The organism is Bradyrhizobium sp. HKCCYLS3070, assembly GCF_051167575.1.
In the GTDB taxonomy this organism is placed as follows: Bacteria; Pseudomonadota; Alphaproteobacteria; order Rhizobiales; family Xanthobacteraceae; genus Bradyrhizobium.
On sequence record NZ_JBNPTI010000018.1, the window covers coordinates 62,275 to 82,817 of the forward strand.

The window sequence follows — 20,543 nt, forward strand, 5'->3', positions numbered from 1 at the left end:
CCGAGCCGTACAAGCAGATAGACAAGACCTGAGGGATCGAGGATGCGCCTGAATCGCCGTCAGACTGGCTCGAATTGGCGGGCCACCGCCGAACTGGCAGCAAGCGCGACGGCTCTCGTCGCCTTGGTGGCCTCCACCGTGCTGGCCGCGTCGGCGGCGGGCCGGGCCAACGAGGCGGAGCCGCTGCGACTCTGCGCGGACCCGACCAATCTTCCGTTCTCGAGCGACAATCCAACGCAGCCGGGATTCTATGTCGAGGTCGGCCAGGCGCTGTCGCGTGAGCTCGGCCGCCCCGTGACGTATGATTGGTACAAATCCTATTTCGGCAAGCGCACCGTGCGCGTGACGCTGCTGGGCAAGCAGTGCGACGCGATGATCGGCCTGCCGCTGTCAGCGGACTTCATGGGACCGGCCGTGATCTTCTCGCAGAAGATCGCAACCGAAACCTACGCGCTCGTCAGCCGCGGAACGTTGCTCGTCCATGGCATCGACGACCTCCGAGGCAAGCGGGTTGCGGTGCAATACCAGACCACGCCGCAAAATCTGCTGGCCCAGCGCGACGACATCGAGAAGGTGACGGTGCTGACACCGGACGAAGGCTTGGCGGCGCTGGCCCACGGCAAGGCCGACATCGCCTTCATCTGGGGGCCGGTTGCAGGCTGGCTGAACAAGACGATCTACCAGAGCAGTTTCCGGATCCAGCCGGTCGAGGGCGACGGTCTGTCCTGGGATGCCGCGATCGGCCTTGCCAAGAGCTCCACGCAATTGCGCGATCAGATCGACGCCGCGCTGCCGCAGCTCGCACCGCGGATCGCCGAGCTGGCGGTCAAATACGGGCTGCCGAGCGAGCCGTCGATCAGGCTCGGCGCCGTGCCGCGCCCGATCAAGCTGGCGTCGGCGACTGACCCTGCTCAGCTTCTCCGCCAGCCGGTCGCCGAGGCCGCCGTGATGAGGGTTTCGGACTCGACTGCGAGCGAGTCGAAGACCGAGGCGGTGACGCTGGGCAAAGAGATCTTCAACGGCACCTGCGCGCATTGTCACGGACCCGACGCCGTGCAGGCGGAACGGCGCATCGACCTGCGACGGCTGCGGACCCGCTACGGCGAGGACATGCGCGACAAATTTTGGACCACCGTGCATGAAGGCCGTCCCTCCAAGGGCATGCCCGCCTGGAAGGAGGTCTTTACCGACGACCAGTTCGAGAGCATCTATACGTTCCTGCTGACCGTGCAGTCGTCAGAAACGGCAAATTGAAGGAGGGGCACCGGCCGACACGATCTGCCGGATCCACCCGGCACGTGCTGGCGGCGAGTGAAGGTCGGACATGACGCGCTTTCTGATCATCGACGATCATCCGCTGTTTCGCGAAGCTCTCGGCAATGCGGTGCGTCTGGCGCATCCCGACGCCGAGATCTTCGAGGCGCTGTCGATTGCCGATGCGCTCACCACCCTCGCAATGAAACCCGACATCGACCTGGCGCTGCTCGACCTGACGCTGCCCGATGCCATGGGCTTCTCGGGATTCCAGCGGCTTCGCGCCGCGTATCCGCGGCTTCCGGTCGCGATCGTCTCGAGTGAAGAGGACCAGAACGTCGTGCGCGAGGCGCTTTCGCTCGGCGCGGCCGGCTATCTGCCGAAGTCGACCTCGAAGCGCGAGCTGACGTCGGCGATCGAGCGCGTGCTCAGCGGCTCGATCTCGGTCCCGAAAGACTTCGTGCCCGTCGTCGAGCGCCCCGGGAAGGGGTCATCTCGCGCGCTGCAGGCGCGTCTCGAGGAGCTGACGCCACAACAGCTTCGCGTCCTCGACCTGATCAGGCGTGGCTATCAGAACCGGGAAATCGCCGGCGAGCTTCAGCTTGCGGAGTCGACCGTCAAGGCGCACATCACCGAGATCCTGAGAAAACTCCGTCTGTTCAGCCGCAACAAGGCCGTCATCGAGATCGGCAAGATCGCGCTGAACGTGCCGGCCGACCGGCAGGGATCGCGCACCGCTTCGAGTCGAAAGCACCCGTAGCGAATTGTTGCGCCGCACGACTCCACGGCCACCGCAGGCGTGGCGACGTCGATGGCGTCTTGGTCGTTGATTGATGCCAACCAACGCGGTATCGCTGATGCTCCGGTTCTGACGTTCCTTCGAAGACGCAGCCCGCACGCTGGTTGAATGTCGGATCCGCGACACTGAATGATCCGGATCTTCGATCCGGCCGGGGGAGGCAGGCACGTGGCTCGATTGCTCATCGTCGAGGACCATCCGCTGTTTCGGGAGGCGCTGGAGAGCGCGATCCGCGCCGCTCTGGCTGATGCCGAGATGCGCGAGGCGACGTCCGTCGACATGGCCGTCGGGCTTCTTTCATCTCCGCCGAGATTCGACCTGATCCTGCTCGACCTCTCGACACCCGGAACGACCGGACTCTCCGGCGTCATCCGCATCCGCAAGACCGCGCCGCGCACACCGATCCTGGTGGTTTCCGCGCATCGGGACCCGGACCTCGTCGCCCATGTTCTCGCGCTGGGTGTCTCCGGCTACATCTCGAAATCGACTTCGAAGCAGCAACTTGCCGACGCGATCAAGGCCGTGCTGGGGGGCGAGGTCCATGTTGAAGGCGGCTCCCTCTGCGCCAGCGCGCGCCGTGGCCGACTTCCTGCTCAGGACCTCCTGAAGCGTCTTCACGAGCTGACGCCGCAGCAACTGCGCGTGCTCGACCTGATCCGCCGCGGACTGCAGAACAAGCAGATCGCCTATGAGCTCGGGATCTGCGAGACGACGGTGAAGGTCCACGTCTCGGAGATCCTGCGAAAGCTTCGCGTCATGAGCAGGACCAAGGCCATCATCGAGATGGAAAAGATCGACTTCGTGAACCTCATCGGCGAGCCGCGCACGCCGGCTCGGGCAAACGGCGCTGAGGCGCTCATGACAGCAAGAACGACAACAGCGCGCGAAGCTCCGCAGGCCTGACCGGCTTGGTCAAGATCTCGAGCCCGTATTGGCTTGCTTCCCTGGCTGCGTCCTCGGAATAGTCGGCGGTCACGATCATGGCCGCAACATCTCGGCCGAGGAATTGCCTGATGTCCCGGATGGCGGCAAGCCCGCTCTCGTCGCCATCCAGGTGGAGATCCGCGATGATCGTCTCGGGGACCGCCCCGAGCGCACTCAAACGCTGCAAAGCGTCATTCAACGACGCCGTCGCCACGACGTCGCAGCCCCATTTTTCCAACAGACTGACCATGGCCTCGGCGGTGGCCAGGTCGTTTTCGATCAGCAGGATCTTGGCGCCTTCGAGCCCGCCATAGTCGTGGTCGACGTGATCCGCAGGATGCGGATCCGGCAGTACGGCTGCCGGGTCGGCGCGGTCGAGCTCGAGCTTGAATGTGGACCCATGTCCAACCCGCGAAGCCAGCCCGACCTCATGGTCCAATGCTTTGGCGAAGCGACGGACGATCGACAGGCCCAGCCCGAAGCCGGCTTGATCCTCGGCGCTCGGCTGACCGCGCTGGAATTCGAGAAAGATCGCTTCTTGTTGCGGTTTGGGAATGCCCGGACCGGTGTCGTGGACCTCGATGCGAACCCGGCCTGCTCCCGGCCCCGGCCGGCATCCCATGACGACGCCGCCTCGCCGCGTGTAGCGCAGAGAGTTGGCGAGGAGGTTCTGCAAGATGCGCCGCAACATCATGGCATCCGAGACCACGGCGATCGAGCACGGACAAATGCGCAGGGACAACCCGCGTTTGGCCGCGATCGGGGCGAATTCGCGTTCGAGCGGCTCGAACAGGGTCGAGAGCAGAACGGGCCTGACATCGGGGCGCAGGGCTCCGGCATCGAGCTTGGCAATCTCCAGCAGGGACCGCAGCAGATCCTCGAGCATGGCCAGCGAATGGTCGACCTGGCCGACCATGGCCGTTCCGCGATCAGACGAGACTTCGTCCGCCAAGGTCGAGAGCGTGAGCCGCGCGGCGTTGAGCGGCTGAAGCAGATCATGCGTAACGGAGATGAGAACCGAGGATTTCAGGGAGCTGGCCGCTTCAGCCTGCTGCTTGGCCCGAAAGAGGTCCTTGTTGGCGGTTTCGATCGAACGCAGCGCATCACGCAGCTGGCGCGTCCGCTCGCGCACCTGCTGATCGAGCGCGATCGCCGTTTCGAACAGCGAGAACGCATTGAACTGCTGGTCCATCGAGCGTTCGACCCGGGACATCAGCGCGGCGTTGATCTTCCTGAGCTTGGCCGCCTCGCGCTGCAGGTCTTCCGGAGACCCCGCGGCGGTCATGGCTGCGCCGCTCCACGTTTGCCGATCGCGACCCCGGTCAGCGTCTGATTGACGTGCATTGAACCGTACTGCTCGCCATAGGTATGGAATCCGACGATCCGGTTGTCGCGATAGAGATCGGACATTTCCCGCGCAAACTGATGCTGCTCTGCGTCAAGACGCCTGAGGATGCACTCGAAACCGATGAAGATCGAGACCTCGCCGATCTCGTCGCGGACCTCGGCCAGCATCTCGCGGGCGGCCGCCACGGAGTTGCGTGACCTCGCCGCCGTCAGCACCATTCCTTCGTCGATCGCGCAGAAGAACCGGAGCGAGCCGTCAGGGCTGACGCGCTGAATCGAGCGCGCGAAATAGGAGCCTCCCACGCGCACCAGGACCGGATGGGCCGCAAACAGGAACGGGTCGAGCTCGGAATCGGCTATTCCGATCGCGCGACAATATTCCTCCGCCGCCGGCTCGGCATTGAGCTGCTTGACGATACGCTGCTCGAGATCGGCCTCCGTCACCACCATCTTGGTCGAGGTCGGCTCGAAATTGTCGCATTTGAACAGCCGGAACGGCAATGACGTCCTGATCAGGATCAGCACGGCCATGTCCGTGTGGGCCTTGCCGTCGTGAAAGACCCAGGTGCGCTCGAACCGCAGACCGTCGCCGGCCGACCCGCCAACCAGGGGAATATTGTCGAGCGAGGCGTAGATCGCCGACATGATCGCCTCTTCGCGCTGGCACATGCCGTCGATCAGGACGAGCCCGAATACGCCGTCGTCGTCGCGACCACCGTGCCGCGAGAGGTCCTGCCTCATCTGGTTGCCGAGGCGACGTCCTTCATCGACGCGAAAGCCCGACAACCCGAAGATGGGCTGTGCGAATACCGTGAAATCCTCGGCGGCAAATCCGAGAGCGACGACGCTGTTGTCGTCCCAGCCATCGGGCGACAGCTCTCCGGCCGTCGTACAGCCGTATACGGGGACGTCCGCGAGACGGGTCGTCACCTCCACCATGAACTCGTTTGGATCGTAGTGGGGCGACAGGAAGATCAGCACCATCGCCAACCCCTCGGCCGGCAACTGGCCGCAGATGTCGGCCGCCGCAGCGGCCTCCGTCGCAGCCTTGGACTTTGCAGCAGTCACGCCAGACGGACGCGGGGGCCGAGGATCGGCGTCTCCCATCGGGCACCTCCCAGAACGACACTTTGGTTTGTTGGCGATCGTTCGTTTTTTTAGAAGATTAAGCCAATTGAGCAGCAACGGCAACCGCGCGGCTTGATCCAGGACAAGGACTTGGGCCGGGCTGTCGTCCGATCATCCGCGCGGATCTGCTCACCGCGCCTGGCCCGGGGGGCTGGCCCGCGCCCGCTCCGGATCGAATAGGGAAAGATTTCGCATGCTCCGCCGCATCGCTCTTGTCGCCGTTCTCGCCAGCCTGGCACCGAGCGCCCGCGCGCTCGACGGAAATCCGGCCGCCGGGAAAAGCATCTTCCAGCGCATCTGCCAGAACTGCCACTCTGCCGAGATCGGCGTCAACAAGGTCGGCCCGAGCCTCTGGAACATCGTTGGACGGCAGCCAGCGGCTGTGCCGGACTACGCCTATTCGGAGAGCATGAAAAAGAACAATGCGCCCTGGACCGCGACGGCACTGGATGCCTATATCGCCGATCCTCGCGGGGACGTTCACGGCGTCAAGATGTATTTCAAAGGATTGGCGGACGCGAAGGAGCGGGCCGACGTCGTCGCCTATCTCTCGACTCTGAAATAGCGTAGCCGGGGAAGCTGGCGATTTTGCCGACGCTGCAGGCCGCGCCGTTGGAAAAGAGCCGTTCGCCGATTCCGACTGGCATCGTTGGCGCGCTGGCCCAGGGCATCATCGCTATGAGCGGGTTGGGTGTCGGGCCGGCGCTTCTGTGAGGCTGCGGGTACCAGGCATGTCACGATGAGCTTGGATCACCCTTCTTTCGAAGCGAAAGCTTCAGGGCGACGCCCCCAATTCTCGAATCCTCGATCCACAGTCGGCCATCATAGAGGCTGGTCAGGTCGCGGGCGATCGCCAGACCGAGCCCAGTGCCCGGCTTCGCGTCGTCAAGTCTCGTGCCCACGTCGAACACGCGCATTCGGTGTTCCACTGGAATGCCGGGCCCGTCGTCCTCAACCGTGATCAAGACGGTGCTGTCGAGATCCTCGATCGAAATCACGACGCGGTCACGTGCCCATTTTGCCGCATTGTCGAGCAGGTTGCCGATGAGTTCGGTCAGATCGTTGGTGTCGCAGGCAACGACGACGTCCGCTGCTCCTTCGACTTCGAACCGCCGGTCGTGCCCTGGGCTGAATCGCGAGTAGGTATTGATGACGCTCCTCAAGACGTCTGCGACGACCGCAAACGCACCTGCATTCGCGATCGTGGAGGCCTTTGCGCGCGCCGTCTGGTAGTCGATGAGCAGCGCCATTCGCGAGCACTGCTCCGACAGAATCTGAGCGTGGATCTCCTGACCGGACGCTTTCAGCCGTGCTGCCTCCTCGTCGAGAATTGCCAGAGGTGTCTTCAGCGCGTGTGCAAAACTTCCTGCGAGTACGCGAGCGCGATCGACCATGTTGAGATTTGCCGCAATCATTCCGTTCAGCTCGGTGACGAGCGGCATGATTTCCTCCGGCAGGTCCTCAGGCAGCCTTGAGGTCTTGCCGCTACGCACGTCCACGATGGCGCGACTCATGCGCTGGAGCGGCCGCAGGCCGTAAGCGACCTGAGCGTAGGCGGTGCCAACCATGGCGAGGGCCATGATACCAAGCGTCGCTATCAGCGTCAGATTGAGGTGCTGCATCTCGTCACTAATCAGTCGCTCGTCTGCACCGACACGGATTTCGACGGGTTGCCCGAGGCGAGACGGCTCGCTGATGTTTCGGACCATGCGCATCGGCCCGGTCGGTCCCTCCACACTAAGCGCCGTGGAGGAGGGCAGGGAACCCTCGCGACTCTGGTCGGGCGTGAATGAAAGGAAAAGGTCATCCTGCAACGACGGCGAGCGCGCGCTTTCGCCGTTCTGCAGGATGACCTGCCAATACATTCCGGACCGGGCAGGGGAGAAACGCGGATCGCTCAGATCGCGGGCGATGAACAGCCGCTGCGTGGCGTCGAGTTCCACGAGATCGGCGAGCTCGCGGGCGTGATCCAGCAGGTCATGATCGAAGTGGGCCTCGACGACACGGCGAATGACGATCGAGAGCCCGAGCCCGCTGGCGAACAAGACGATGGAAATCCAGATCGCGGCGACCGCGAGCATCCGGGCTCGGAAGTTGCGGCTGAACATTGCTCTACCCGAAGCGATATCCCATGCCTCTGACGGTGCGAATGCAGTCACGCCCCAGCTTTCTCCTGAGCCGGGCAATGTAGACTTCGACCGTATTGGAGTCGCGATGGTCGCTGCTCGGATAGATGTGCTCCAGCAGCTCGGTCTGCGACACGATATGATCGGCGCGGCGCATGAGGAGTTCGAGAACGCGCAACTCGAGTGCAGTCAGGTCGACGATCTCCCCGTCCTTCTTGACCAGGCCGGCCGCCGCGTTGAACTCGATCTGCCGGAGGCGGAGCACGGCGTCCGGTCTGCTGGAGACCCGACGGAGCAGCGATTTGACCCGCGCAACGAGCTCCTGCGCCTTGAAGGGCTTTTCGAGATAGTCGTCCGCGCCTGCGTTCAGGCCATTGACACGCTCGACCCAGCCGCTGCGGGCGGACAGGATCAGCACCGGCAGCGTGTGCCCGGTATGACGCCAGCGTTGCAGCACGTCGAGGCCCGAAATGCACGGCAGTCCGAGGTCGAGGACCGCGGCATCATAGGGCTGGCTGTTGCCCAGCATCCAGCCCTGCTTGCCATCGGTGGCGAGATCCGCCTCGAAACCGGCATCGGCCAGGCTTTCCCTGATGCGCTCCGCGTAGATGGGCTCGTCCTCTATGAGCAGAATGCGCATTGCCATTCCTCCGGTTGCCGAACGGGTTCCGACGATGCGGACACGCTGATCGGGCCTCGAACGCTATGGATTGATCCCGAGCTCTCTGGCTGCGTCAGCGATGCGCGTGCGCTCCGGGACGTCCTCCGCAAAGACCGACAGTGCGCGTTGCAGCGACTGTTTCGCCGCCTCGACATCGCCCAGTACCACCCGCGAGCGGATCAACTTGATCCAGCCTTCTGCATCGCGCGGTGATTGCTCGAGTCGGCTCGCAAGGCCATCCACCATGCCCCGGATCATGAGGTTGCGGTCCTGTGTGGACATGCTTTCCGCCTTGCGGATGTCCTCGGCGCGGGGGCCGCGCGGCTCCGTCGGCTCGGTCGCGGAGGTCTTGCCGGAGCGCAGGAGTTCCTGCATGCGCTCGGCGGACAGGTTCGGCCGGGCAGGCGATGGCGAGCCGTCATCCTCTCCGAGCTCGCGACGAAGCGCGCCGAGCCGCTGCTTGAGATCGGGCAGCCACGGCTCGTTCGGATCGGCCTCCGATACGATCGCCGTCCAGTCGGCCATTGCACCCCGTTTGTCTCCCTCCTGTTCTTTCACGACGCCGATGAAGAAGCGGGCGCGCGCGTCCTTGGGATCCAGTTTGAGTGCTTCGTCGAAGTCCGCGCGGGCTTCGGACGTGACGGTGCCGTCCGCCGCCCGCACCAGCGCTTCGCCGCGTGCGCTGCGGTATTCTGCCGAGCCTGGCCGCAGCTCCATTGCGCGCGCATAGGCCTGTGCCGCCTCTGCAAAGCGCTCGATGTTGAACAGCGACCAGCCCAGCAGCCGCCATCCGTCGGCATCCTTGGGATTCCGCTCCAGTCTCGTCTGCACACGCTGGATCATCTCTTCGACCGGCGGCAGTCCGCTGCCCTGCTGCGGTCGGTCGCGACCGTCCTGGCTGGTCATCTGCTCCAGCGAGGCAATGGCCTGGGTGCCGGCGTCGGATCGCGCCTCGCCAACCGACCTCGCCGTCGTGCTGCTGGCGGTCTGGCCCGGTCCGGCCGCGGGGACATCCGGATTTCCGACAACCGCATACAGACCGACGGAGCCGAACACCACCGTCAGCGTGACGACACTGAGCGCAAATTTTCGTTCGGAGCTGGTGAGGGAGGGCGCCGGCGGCTGTTCGGCGGCCGCTGCGGCGAGAATGCGCCGCTTGATCTCGCTGGCCGCGTTCTCGCCATCCGACTCGTCGATCAGGCCGCGTGCGGTTTCGTTCTCGATCTCGCGGAGCTGGTCGTGGTGGACGGCAAGTCCCTGAGCCGAAGCCAACCGTCTCCGCTCGTAGCTGCGGATGAATGGCGTCGATATGAGCACGGCGGCCACGGAAATCATCGCCGTCAGGATCAGCCACAGCATCATGAAAGGCTCCGTCGATCGAGGATCGCCTCGATGGCTTCGAGTTCGTCGGCGCTGAGCGGAGCGACGTGCTCCGCCTCGGGCGCACTCGCATTGGCTGCCGCCCGGCGCACGTAGCGGCCGAAGCCGACGATGGCCGTGAGCAGGGCGAGCAGGGGACCGATCCACAGCGCGATGGTATTCCACTGCAAGGGAGGCTTGAGCAGGACGAAGTTGCCGTAGCGTGCGACCAGGAAGTCCACCGCCTGCCGGTCGCTGTCGCCGGCCTGCAGGCGATCGCGCAGCAGCACCCTCAGATCATGCGCCAATGGAGCGTTCGAGTCGTCAATGCTCTGATTTTGACAAACGACGCAGCGCAGCTCCTGGCCCAGCGCGCGCGCGCGCGCCTCCAGTCCCTCGTCGCGCAACATTTCGTCGGGAAGCACCGCACGAGATGGTGACCATGTCGCCGTCAGCACGAGCGAGCTGACGAGCAGCGCTTCGGCCGCGCGCTTGATCCGCCGGCAGTTCATGACTCGCTCCTGAGTGCCTTCAGCAGAGGTTCGAAATCGTCACGCCATACATCTTCGGTCAGCGGGCCGGGATAGCGGAAGCGGATGCGGCCGGCCCGATCGATCACGAAGGTTTCGGGAACGCCGGTCACGCCAAGATCGATGCCGGCCCGGCCGGACTCATCGGAGCCGACACGGGCATAGGGACTGCCATGCTTGGCAAGCCAACGTTTGCCGTCGTTCCGATCGTCCTTCCAGTTCAGCCCATAGATCGGGATCGCGGAGCTCTCTGCGAGCTTGAGCAGCATGGGATGCTCGACGCGGCATCCGGGGCACCAGGATGCGAAAACGTTGAGCAGGACCACGTCGCCCTGCAGGTCGGTATTGGCAAGACCGCCGCTCTTGCCGTCGAGCGACGCGAGCTGGAAACGCGGCGTCGGCTTGTCGATCAGGGTCGAGGGCATTCGCTGCGGATCGTTGGTCAGGCTGAAAGCCAGTCCAGCGGCCAGTGCGGCGAAAGCCACGAGAGGTATGAGATAGGGGAGGCGCGGCATATCTCGTCCTATTCAGCAGGAACGGCAGTCGGTACGGCCCGCATCGCCCGTCGCGGAGCACCGACACGAAATCTCCGGTCGGCCAGCGAGATGAAGCCGCCGAAAGCCATCATCAGTGCGCCGATCCAGACCAGCGGCACCAGAGGGTGATAGTAGCAGCGCACCGCCCACGCGCCCTTGTCGTCGGGATCACCGAGCGTCACGTAGACGTTCCAGATCAGGTTGGTTCGAATGCCGGCGGCGGTCGTCTGCTGCTGTCTGACGGGATAGAAGCGGCGCTCGCTGGAAAGCTGCGTGAACGGCTTGCCGTTCCGCGTGATGTCGAACGTGCCACGCTCGGCTTCGTAGTTGGGGCCTGGAAATTTTCCGATCGAGCGCAGCTTGATGTCGTAGCCCGCGAGCTGCAGGCTCTGGCCCGGCCGCAGCATCTGCACCTTCTCGCTGGCCCACGCGGTCATCCCGGTAATGCCTGCGACGGTGACGCCCATTCCCGCATGGGCCAGCACCAGGCCGTAGACCGCGAGCGGGGTGGTGCGCGCGAGGTTGAGCGAGGTCGCCAAGGGAGTCGTCATGCCGAGGCGGACGCGATGAGCCAGCACCATCAGCGAGCCGATCACGAGCCAGACGGCGATGCCGAAGAAGAACGCAACCAGGAAACGCTGTCCGAACGTCGCGACGAGGATCGCGACGGCAATGAATGCCGCAAGTCCCCCGGCCAGGCGGAGTCGTTGCAGGGCCGCAACGAGGAGATCGCGCTTCCATTTCAGAACCGGGCCGATCACCATGGCAAGCAGCAGCGGAACCATGATCGGAACGAACGTCAAGTTGTAGTAGGGAGGACCGACGGAGATCTTGTCGTTTCCGAGCATGTCGACGAGGAGCGGGTAGAACGTGCCGAGAAACACGGTGGCCACGGCTGCCGTGAGCAGCACATTGTTGAGGACGAGGCCGCTCTCGCGGCTGACGGCTGCGAACAGCGCACCGTGCTTCAGGCTTGGGGCCCTGATCGCATACAGCGTCAACGCCCCGCCGGTCGCCACCAGGATGAGCGCCAGGATGAATGCGCCACGCGACGGGTCCTGTGCGAAGGCATGAACGCTGGTGAGCACGCCGGACCTCACCAGGAAAGTCCCGATCAGGCTCAATGAGAAGGTCACGATCCCCAGCAGGATCGTCCAGCTCTGGAGGGCGCTCCGTCGTTCGACCACCAGGGCGGAATGCAGGAGCGCAGTCCCCGCAAGCCACGGCATGAAGGAGGCGTTCTCGACGGGGTCCCAGAACCACCAGCCGCCCCAGCCGAGCGTGTAGTACGCCCATGCGCTGCCCAGCGTGATTCCAATCGTGAGAAAGCACCAGGCCGCGAGCACCCACGGTCGGACCCAGCGGGCCCAGCTGGCATCGACCTTTCCCTCGATCAGCGCGGCGACCGAGAACGAGAACGCCATCGAGAAGCCGACGTAACCCAGATACAGAAACGGTGGATGAAAGGCGAGGCCAGGATCCTGCAAAATCGGATTCAGTCCGTTGCCTTCGAGGGGAGCATCGACCAGCCGCGCGAACGGATTCGACGTCGAGACGATGAACGCCAGAAAGCCGAGGCCGATCATGCCGTGCACGCCGAGAACGTTGCTCTGCAGCCGCTCCGGAAGGTTCGTTCCGAACAATGCAACTGCCGCGCCGAACAAGGAGAGGATCAGGACCCACAGCAGCATGGATCCCTCATGGTTTCCCCAGACTCCGGAGACCTTGTAGAGCAGCGGCTTCAGCGTGTGCGAATTCGCTGCGACGACCTGGACTGAAAAGTCGGAGTGGACGAACAGCGACGTCAGGCATGCGAATGCGATCGCGACGAACAGAAACTGAGTCAAGGCAGCGTGACGAACGAAGCCGGCGATCATCGCGGATTGGCGGCGCAGCGCTGCGAACGGAACGATCGACTGCACCAGCGATACGAGGAGCGCGAGAATGAGCGCAAACGATCCGACCTCCGCTGTCATGTGGTATCTCCGACTGCAGCGGATATTCCTGCAGCTAACTATCAAGTGTCTGTGATGCGCCGACAATCAATGCGCCGAATGAGGCATCATTCGTACGGAATGATGATGATCCATCGACGTGCATCGTAGTGTAACTGCAACTCATTCGCACTCACGGCCGGAGAACGGTATCATCGGGGCGTCTTGGTACTTAGTGTTATATTCGTTGAGATATAGCGTGCGAATCATCTGCCGCGCCGTCGAGCAGCGAACGCGACGTCGACCGCATGATAGGCAGGGTGGCGAAACGAAATCGTCCGCTATTCCAGAAGCTTGGCGATATCGCCGTGACCGCTGGCAGCGGCGATGTCGGTGGCACGTTCGCGGCGCTTGTTCCTCAACTGCTTTTCGGCACCGGCGGCGAGAAGGCTGTGCGCAATGCCGATATTCCCCTCATGGGCCGCCATCATCAGCGCGCTCATGCCCTGGCCGTTGCGCATGTTCGGGTCGGCCTTACGCCTGAGAAGCTCACTGACGACATCCGCAAGCCCGGCGCGCGCGGCGAGGATGAGAGCGGTATTTCCGCCTCTTGTCGCGCGTTTCGGGTCGGCCCCATGGTCCAACAGAAGCAGCGAGGCCGCGGCGCTGCGGCCCTCGATGGCATTCAGCAACGGCGTCTTGTCGTCGGTGTCCGCGCGGTTGACGTCCGCACCTGCGCGGATCAGTTGTCCGATCGCGTGCGTATTGCCATTGCCGGCCGCGTGCCAGAGTGCGGTGCGGCCCTGCCCATCGGCGGCGTTGAGGTCGGATCTCTGAACGAGTTGCCGATCGAGCGGGCCATTTGGGCACGACGCGACCGCGATCATGAGTGGGGTCCGGCCGTCTGCCAACGCGGGCAGCCTGCCGGAGGCGCCGTCGAGGAGCGCGGCGATAGCGGCGCCGTTGCAGCGGCTGAGCGCCATCAGTAGTGCGGTCGCGCCATCTGCACGCGCTGCAGAGGGGTCGGCCGCCTTGGTCAGCAGCAGTCTGATGATGTCTCCATGATCCTTGTCCGCTGCCAGCATCAATGGCGTGTCGCCGCGCCGATTGCTGGTGTTCGGATTGGCTCCCGAGGCGAGCAGGAGCTCCACCAGCCGAAGATGCCCGGCGGCCGCGGCGATCGCCAGAGGCGTATCGCCGTCCTCGTTGACCGCGTTGACGTCAGCCTTCGCAGCGATGAGCTGGCGCATCGGATCGAACTGGCCGCGCAGCGCGGCGTCGATGATGGCCGGATGGCCGTTTCGCATGGCGGCCTGCGCATCGAGCGTCGGGGGCGGCCTGCGCGCAGCTTCGCGCGCCGGCTCCCCGGCGCGCGGGCGCGCATTTCGGTTGACCATGTCGGCCAGCAACTGCTCGGCGGGCTGATAGCCGGCCGCCGCCGACTTGCGTAGCCAGTCCCGCGCCCGGTCGGGATCGGCCGGCGTTCCACGGCCCGCAAGCCACATCGCTGCGACATTATACTGCGCCTTGACGTGTCCCTTCCTTGCGCTTGCCTCCATCCATTTGAACGCCAGCGTGTCGTCTGCTCTGGTGCCGAGACCGGCGCGGTAAAGTGATGCAAGTCGGTACTGCGCCTCCGGATTGCCGGCGCTGGCGGCGCGCTCGAGCAGCTTCAGTGCGTCCTCGGGATGTCCGGCGCGGATCGCGGCATCGGCCGCCTGGCTCGCGGATGCTTCGGAGCTCACGCCGGCCGGCGTTTCGCCGGCCGGGGCGACCGACGGCACGGTCGAGCCGACGAGACAGATCAGGGGGATGATGACGTGAGAGGACTTAAGCCGTGCCATATTTCGTCTCGACCTCGATACCCATGCTCTTCAGGAATGCGGTGGGCAGAATGCCGCCGACGCACACGATGACGGCATCGTTTGGGATCGTGCTCGTGCTGCCATTGGCAACGATCTCGACGTCGTCATCGCCGATCCGTTTGACTGACGAATTGTAGATGACGCGGAGCCGGCCCGATTGGGCGGCTGCTTCCGTCCGTTGACGGTTCTTCAGCTTGGCGCGACCGAACGACTCGCTGCGATGCGACAGAGTCACCGTCGTTCCCGGCTCATCGGCGATGGAGCATGCGGCTTCCAATGCAGCGTCGCCGCCGCCGACGACGAGCACGTGCTGGCCGCGATACTGCTCGGGGTCGACCAGTCGATAGACGACCTTGGTCTGCTCTTCGCCTGGAGCCTCCAGCTTGCGCGGCGTTCCGCGGCGCCCGATCGCCAGGAGCACGGCATGCGTTCTGTAGCTGCCGCGGTTCGTCCTGACGTCGAAGCCTTCTCCGACTCGCGTGACAGCCTCGACGCGCTCGCCGACGTTCACCTTGAGGCGGGACTTGCGCACAATGCTCATGAAGAAGGCGATCAACTGCTCCTTGCTGAGCTCTCTGAAGTTGAACTTGCCCGCGAGCGGCAGCGTGAAAGGTGCCGTCATCACCAGCTTGCCGCGGGGAAAGTGCGCGACGGTGCCGCCGAGCGAGTCCTGCTCGAGCGTGACGAAGCGCAGCCGATGCTGCAGGCAGGCGAGACTGGCGGAGAGTCCGGCCGGACCGCAGCCGACGACCACGACGTCGAGCATATCGGACTTGCCGATGTTCTTGACCTTGCGGACGGAGTCGATCGCCTGGCGTCCCTGCTCGATGGCGTTGCGGACCAGCCCCATCCCGCCGAGCTCTCCGGCGATGAAGATGCCGGGCACGTTGGTCTGGAACGCCTCGTCCACGTTCGGAATGTCGATGCCGCGCGTTTCGGTGCCGAACACCAGCGTGATGGCGTTCACGGGGCACACCGCCTTGCAGGCGCCGTGTCCGATGCAATGCGAAGGCTCGACCAGCGACGCCTTGCCGCCGATCAGGCCGAGAATGTCGCCCTCCGGACACGCCCTGACGCATGAGCCACAGCCGATGCACAAGGCAGGATCGATGATGGGATGGAGCGATGCCGGCTCGAGAAGACCGGCGTCCTTGGCGGCCGAGAGCTTCGCGACGCTCTTTATTTCTTTCCGCTTGCGCACGGCCATGTAAGTGGCCCAGACGCCGAGCATTGGCGCGGCGTAGACAATCAGGAGATCGATCGCCATGTCGTCTCTCTCTTTCTTACGAACTAACAGCGGAAGATAGAGAGTCGCCGACCGCAAACTCCGCGTGAAAAGGTCGGATGCGGTGCTAGATGCAAATTCCTCTCAAGAGATGCCGACATAGAAATTCCAGAATGATCTGACGTCTTGGAGACCAGGATTGGATCATTCGTTGAACAGATGCCGTCGGCGGAAATATGGCTCGCACTGATTTCGGACTAATGACGTCGGTGTCGGAAGACGGAGAGGGTTGTTGCAAGTGGTTATCACTAAGTTCTCTCTCGACTGAGATCCGGGGCTCCGCGAACGGGTCTGGCTTCCGCCGATCCGGCATTCGGGATTCACAGGAAACGTCGAGGTCATGAGCAGAGCAGCGGTCGCTCGCGCGAGCGGCAATCCTCTTCGAGGAACCATTCCGGTCGTCATCACGGTCATCGTCCTCGGAGCGATTGCCGTCGGGTGGCTGCAGAAGGAGGAGGAGTATATTACGCCGGGCTCCGGCACCGGATACTGGCTCGGGATCTACGGCAGCGTCGCCATGCTGTCGCTGCTGGCCTATTCGATGCGTAAGCGCTTCAAGTCGCTGCGCGGCATCGGCTCGGTGCCGTTCTGGTTCAGGACCCACATGCTGCTCGGCGTCGTTGGTCCCGTGCTCATCCTATTCCATGCGAATTTCCAACTGGGGGCGCTCAACAGCAACGTGGCATTCTTCACCATGCTGATCGTGGCGATCAGCGGCGTGATCGGCCGTTACATCTATGGCAAGATCCATATGGGCCTCCATGGCGGGAGAGCGCGTGTCAAGGAGCTGCTCGCCGAGGCCGAGGCAATGCGAACGGAGCTCGGTGAGGAGATGCAGGCCGTCTCGTTCGTGTCGCGGGAGCTGGCTGCCTTCAGCAAGGGGCTCGACAACAAGGTGCCGCGAACTGCGCTGGGCAGCCTGCGGACCGGCGCGGTCATCGCAGCGCGGACGAGACGGCTGCGCGCCAATGTGGTTGCGGAAGCGCGCCGGCTCATTCGCGCCGAAGCCAAGCGCGCGCGATGGTCGTGGTCCGAGCGACGGCGTCGCGAGAAGCGAATCGAGGAGGTGGTGCGGCGTTACGCCGCCGCAGTGCGCAAGGCCGCTGAGCTGACGTTCTTCGAACGATTGTTTTCGCTGTGGCATGTGCTTCATCTGCCGCTGTTTTTTCTCATGCTGCTGGCGGGCGTCGTTCATGTCTGGGCCGTCCATCACTATTGACGGAGTTGCGTGATGCGGTGGCGTGTTGCGGTCGTTGTCGCCGTCCTGGCCGGCGTTGCCATGCTATCGGCCGGAGTTCGAGCACAGACGTTGCTGGAAAAGCTGGTCATGCCCGGCCCGCTGGCCGAGAAGCATGCCAAGCTCGAGAGCGAGTGCGGAAAGTGCCACGAAGCCTATACCCGGAAGGCACAGTCGGGCCTCTGCCTCGATTGCCACAAGGAGATTGCCGTGGATCGCAGGCAGCGTGAGCGCCTGCACGGACGCGACCAGGCGGCGCTGAGCCAGGAGTGCAGGCAGTGTCACACCGACCACAAGGGGCGTGGAACCGACATCGTCCAACTCGACAAGGAAACCTTCAACCACGACGTGACGAACTACCGGCTGGTCGATGCGCACAAGACCGTGCCTTGTGCGGGATGTCACGTCGCGAAGGTGAAGTTCCGCAACACGCCCTCGACCTGCTTCGAGTGTCACAAGGCGCTCGATCCGCATCGCGGCCGGCTTGGTGAACGCTGCGAGAACTGCCACACGGCGGTGAAATGGCGCGCGACCAAGGAGTTCGACCACACGAAGACCCGGTTTCCCCTCGTGGGCGCCCACAAGTCGGTCGCTTGTGCGACGTGCCACTCCGGCGAGCAATACAAGGATCTGCAGACGTCGTGCGGCTCGTGCCACCGTCTTCAGGACGTCCATGGCGGCCGCTTCGGCGACAAGTGCGAGACGTGTCACGATCAGGAGAAATGGAAGACGGTCCGCTTCAATCACGACAAGACCCGCTTCCCGCTGCGAAATGCGCATGCCAAGGTGAAGTGTGAGAGCTGCCATACGGGTGATCTCTATCGGGACAAACTCGCGACGTCATGCGTGTCCTGTCACCGCAAGCAGGATCCGCATCAGGGCAAGCTCGGCGAACGCTGCGAGACGTGCCACAGCGATGCGGGCTGGCGGAAGAAGCTCACCTTCGATCACGAGATTACGCGTTTTCCGTTGATAGGTCTGCACAAGTCGGTGCCTTGCGAGGAGTGCCACCGGACGCCGACCTACAAGAATACGCCGATGGCCTGCGAAAGCTGCCACAAGGATTTCCACCAGGGGAAGCTTGGAGGGCGGTGCGCCAGCTGTCACAATCCGAATGGGTGGCGGCTTTGGCGTTTCGATCACGCGCGGCAGACACGATTCCCGCTGGTCGGTGTCCACCAGAAGATCACGTGCGAGGCCTGTCACAAGGCCAAGTCGCCGCCGGATCTGAAGTTGCCGATGGATTGCTTCAGCTGTCATCGCAGCTCGGACGTGCACAATGGCACCTTCGGTCAGACGTGCGAGCGCTGCCATGTCGCAACGGGATGGCGCAACGTTCAGATCAGGAACTGATTCGAACGGCTGCGTTGGCCGCACACGGCGTCTGAGATCGTGTCGAGCTGACATCGGCTCGCAGCAGCTATCAGTTCGCATGCAGATCAATGGCTTGCATGATGAGCTTGCGGGACCATTGCGCGCGCGCGACGTCAGAAACCTTAACCTCCATTCAGCTTGAGTTCAGCTTGGCCCAGTTTTGGGCCAGCTTTGCGCGTCTCTGGAAGCCCTGTCGTAGGCGTAGCGAAGGCTGCGTGATCTGGCCGATGACTCCGTCGTCGCCCGATCGATGCAGCGCTCGATCAAGGGAGCACGGAGCGTTCCGAGTATTCGGTGGCTGGGGAAGACGTGCCGCCGGGCCGTAGGGGAAATCCGCAAGGGTGTCTTGGATTTGTCGGGGCGACCGCCGAGCAGCGGACGCTCAACGGTCTCGGCTGGATTGGGGTCGGCCGGTCTCCGTCGGATGTCCGGCTGGCGATCGAGTCGAGAGTGAAGAGCGGAGTTGGAGTTGAGCAGCTGCTACAGCAAGCTGGGGCTGGTGGCGCGAGCCTCGCACCGTATGGTGCAGTGGCTGCTCGCCTGTATGCTGCTCGCTCTCGTGTTGGCAGGGCATGCTGCCGCGCAGAGCTCATTCGACCATGTCTCGACAGGTTTTCCGCTGACCGGAAGCCATGTCGGGGTGGAGTGCTCGTCCTGTCACGTCGGCGGGCGGTTCAAGGGCACGCAGACGCAGTGCGCCAGTTGCCACAACGGCGCGCAGACGGCGGGCATGTCGGTCAACCACCCGATGTCCACGAGGCGATGTGAGAGCTGCCACCAGACCTCGACATGGAAGGACGTTCGGGCGATCGATCATACCCAGGCGAAGGCGTCATGTACGACCTGCCATAACGGCGTGATGGCACGGGGCAAGTCGAAGGATCACATCACGACGGCGGCGCCATGCGATGTGTGCCACAGGTCGACGGCGAGTTTTCGCATCAGAATGAAGATGGACCACGCCGGCATCGTCGCCGGTTGCGCCAACTGTCACAACGGGACGACGGCGCGCGGCAAGTCCAGCAACCATCTCCAGACCAATCTGCCGTGCGAGTCCTGTCACACCAGCACGGCGAGCTTCGGCGGCGCGGCGTTCAAGCACGCGGCGACCGACACCAACTGCGCCACCTGCCACAACGGCAAGACCGCGATGGGGATGACGACGCCGCCGCACATCCCGACCGGGACGCTGCAGTGCTCGAACTGCCACAGCAACACCGCGGCGAGCTTCGCCACCTACACCATGAACCACGCCGCGGTGGCGACCGCGCGCTGCGACAGCTGCCACAACGGCTCCTTCACCGGCCAGGGCACCAAGGGCGCCATGGGCACCGCGTCGTACCCGAACCACGTCGCCACCGGCGGTGCCGACTGCGTCAGCTGTCACGCCAAGGCGGCCTCGGGCGGCTTCACCAGCTGGGGCGGTGCGGCGTTCAAGCATGCCGCGACCGACACCAACTGCGCGACCTGCCACAACGGCAAGACCGCGATGGGGATGACCACGCCGCCGCACATCCCGACCGGGACGCTGCAGTGCTCGAACTGCCACAGCAACACCGCGGCGAGCTTCGCGACCTACACCATGAACCACGCCGCGGTGGCGACGGCGCGCTGCGACAGCTGCCACAACGGCAGCTACACCGGCCAGGGCACCAAGGGTGCCTTGGGCACCGCGTCGTACCCGAACCACGTCGCCACCGGCGGCGCCGACTGCGTCAGCTGTCACGCCAAGGCGGCCTCGGGCGGCTTCACCAGCTGGGGCGGCGCGGCGTTCAAGCACGCGGCGACCGACACCAACTGCGCGACCTGCCACAACGGCAAGACCGCGATGGGCATGACCACGCCGCCGCACATCCCGACCGGGACGCTGCAGTGCTCGAACTGTCACAGCAACACCGCGGCGAGCTTCGCCACCTACACCATGAACCACGCCGCGGTGGCGACGGCGCGCTGCGACAGCTGTCACAACGGCTCCTTCACCGGCCAGGGCACCAAGGGCGCCATGGGCACCGCGTCGTATCCGAACCACGTCGCCACCGGTGGCGCCGACTGCGTCAGCTGTCACGCCAAGGCGGCCAGCGGCGGATATGTGAGCTGGGGCGGCGCCGCGTTCAAGCATGCCGCGACCGACACCAACTGCGCGACCTGCCACAACGGCAAGACCGCGATGGGGATGACCACGCC

17 protein-coding genes are annotated in these 20,543 nt (G+C 64.2%); 7 read left to right on the forward strand and 10 right to left on the reverse strand.

Annotation, left to right across the window (positions count from 1 at the left end):
- The first annotated feature begins 42 nt into the window (after positions 1-42).
- The 3 genes from ACQR03_RS31335 to ACQR03_RS31345 all read left to right on the forward strand — a co-directional run bounded on the left by ACQR03_RS31335 (position 43) and on the right by ACQR03_RS31345 (position 2,956).
- Positions 43-1,254 carry a c-type cytochrome gene (locus ACQR03_RS31335; protein ID WP_434842248.1) on the forward strand — a complete coding sequence of 404 codons (1,212 nt, stop codon included), beginning with the start codon at positions 43-45 and terminating at the stop codon, positions 1,252-1,254.
- Between the two features lie 70 nt (positions 1,255-1,324).
- Positions 1,325-2,014 carry a response regulator transcription factor gene (locus ACQR03_RS31340; RefSeq protein WP_315769973.1) on the forward strand — a complete coding sequence of 230 codons (690 nt, stop codon included), beginning with the start codon at positions 1,325-1,327 and terminating at the stop codon, positions 2,012-2,014.
- 207 nt (positions 2,015-2,221) lie between these two features.
- Positions 2,222-2,956, forward strand: a complete 735-nt coding sequence (locus ACQR03_RS31345) for a response regulator transcription factor (RefSeq protein WP_316226498.1) — start codon at positions 2,222-2,224, stop codon at positions 2,954-2,956.
- Here ACQR03_RS31345 and ACQR03_RS31350 read toward each other — a convergent pair.
- Together ACQR03_RS31350 and ACQR03_RS31355 are read right to left on the reverse strand one after the other, a co-directional pair.
- Positions 2,910-4,262 carry a hybrid sensor histidine kinase/response regulator gene (locus ACQR03_RS31350; RefSeq protein WP_315717728.1) on the reverse strand — a complete coding sequence of 451 codons (1,353 nt, stop codon included), beginning with the start codon at positions 4,260-4,262 and terminating at the stop codon, positions 2,910-2,912. The genes ACQR03_RS31345 and ACQR03_RS31350 overlap by 47 nt on opposite strands.
- Positions 4,259-5,431 (reverse strand): FIST N-terminal domain-containing protein, encoded by a 1,173-nt coding sequence (locus tag ACQR03_RS31355; protein ID WP_315717729.1) that lies wholly within the window; start codon positions 5,429-5,431, stop codon positions 4,259-4,261. Before ACQR03_RS31355 ends, ACQR03_RS31350 begins: the two co-directional genes overlap by 4 nt.
- Positions 5,432-5,645: 214 nt before the next feature.
- Here ACQR03_RS31355 and ACQR03_RS31360 point away from each other — a divergent pair, with 214 nt between their 5' ends.
- Positions 5,646-6,017 (forward strand): c-type cytochrome, encoded by a 372-nt coding sequence (locus ACQR03_RS31360; protein ID WP_316196156.1) that lies wholly within the window; start codon positions 5,646-5,648, stop codon positions 6,015-6,017.
- Positions 6,018-6,186: 169 nt separating this feature from the next.
- Here ACQR03_RS31360 and ACQR03_RS31365 read toward each other — a convergent pair whose 3' ends face one another.
- The 8 genes from ACQR03_RS31365 to ACQR03_RS31400 all read right to left on the reverse strand — a co-directional run bounded on the left by ACQR03_RS31365 (position 6,187) and on the right by ACQR03_RS31400 (position 15,730).
- A complete protein-coding gene (locus tag ACQR03_RS31365) occupies positions 6,187-7,560 on the reverse strand; it encodes a HAMP domain-containing sensor histidine kinase (protein ID WP_316170824.1) in 1,374 nt (457 codons plus the stop codon).
- Positions 7,561-7,564: 4 nt separating this feature from the next.
- Positions 7,565-8,218, reverse strand: a complete 654-nt coding sequence (locus ACQR03_RS31370) for a response regulator transcription factor (RefSeq protein ID WP_315717732.1) — start codon at positions 8,216-8,218, stop codon at positions 7,565-7,567.
- A gap of 63 nt (positions 8,219-8,281) precedes the next feature.
- Entirely contained in the window at positions 8,282-9,601 is a 1,320-nt protein-coding gene (gene ccmI, locus ACQR03_RS31375; protein WP_434842247.1) for a c-type cytochrome biogenesis protein CcmI, read from the reverse strand.
- On the reverse strand, positions 9,598-10,110 hold the full coding sequence (locus ACQR03_RS31380) for a cytochrome c-type biogenesis protein (RefSeq protein WP_315717734.1): 513 nt from the start codon (positions 10,108-10,110) through the stop codon (positions 9,598-9,600). Before ACQR03_RS31380 ends, ccmI begins: the two co-directional genes overlap by 4 nt.
- Complete coding sequence (locus tag ACQR03_RS31385) at positions 10,107-10,643, reverse strand: DsbE family thiol:disulfide interchange protein (RefSeq protein ID WP_315754748.1); 537 nt, start codon at positions 10,641-10,643, stop codon at positions 10,107-10,109. The genes ACQR03_RS31380 and ACQR03_RS31385 overlap by 4 nt, the downstream gene beginning before the upstream one ends.
- A gap of 8 nt (positions 10,644-10,651) precedes the next feature.
- Positions 10,652-12,640, reverse strand: coding sequence for a heme lyase CcmF/NrfE family subunit (locus ACQR03_RS31390; protein ID WP_315717736.1), 1,989 nt, complete (start codon positions 12,638-12,640; stop codon positions 10,652-10,654).
- 299 nt (positions 12,641-12,939) lie between these two features.
- Entirely contained in the window at positions 12,940-14,382 is a 1,443-nt protein-coding gene (locus ACQR03_RS31395) for an ankyrin repeat domain-containing protein (protein ID WP_434888691.1), read from the reverse strand.
- 46 nt (positions 14,383-14,428) lie between these two features.
- Complete coding sequence (locus tag ACQR03_RS31400) at positions 14,429-15,730, reverse strand: NAD(P)-binding domain-containing protein (RefSeq protein ID WP_316186337.1); 1,302 nt, start codon at positions 15,728-15,730, stop codon at positions 14,429-14,431.
- Positions 15,731-16,088: 358 nt separating this feature from the next.
- Here ACQR03_RS31400 and ACQR03_RS31405 point away from each other — a divergent pair, with 358 nt between their 5' ends.
- The 3 genes from ACQR03_RS31405 to ACQR03_RS31415 form a co-directional block, all read left to right on the forward strand.
- On the forward strand, positions 16,089-16,967 hold the full coding sequence (locus ACQR03_RS31405; protein WP_315717740.1) for a pyridine nucleotide-disulfide oxidoreductase: 879 nt from the start codon (positions 16,089-16,091) through the stop codon (positions 16,965-16,967).
- A 12-nt stretch (positions 16,968-16,979) separates the two neighbouring features.
- Positions 16,980-18,338 carry a cytochrome c3 family protein gene (locus ACQR03_RS31410; protein WP_316165080.1) on the forward strand — a complete coding sequence of 453 codons (1,359 nt, stop codon included), beginning with the start codon at positions 16,980-16,982 and terminating at the stop codon, positions 18,336-18,338.
- A gap of 490 nt (positions 18,339-18,828) precedes the next feature.
- A partial coding sequence (locus ACQR03_RS31415; RefSeq protein WP_434925370.1) for a hypothetical protein occupies positions 18,829-20,543 on the forward strand: 1,715 nt, incomplete at its 3' end.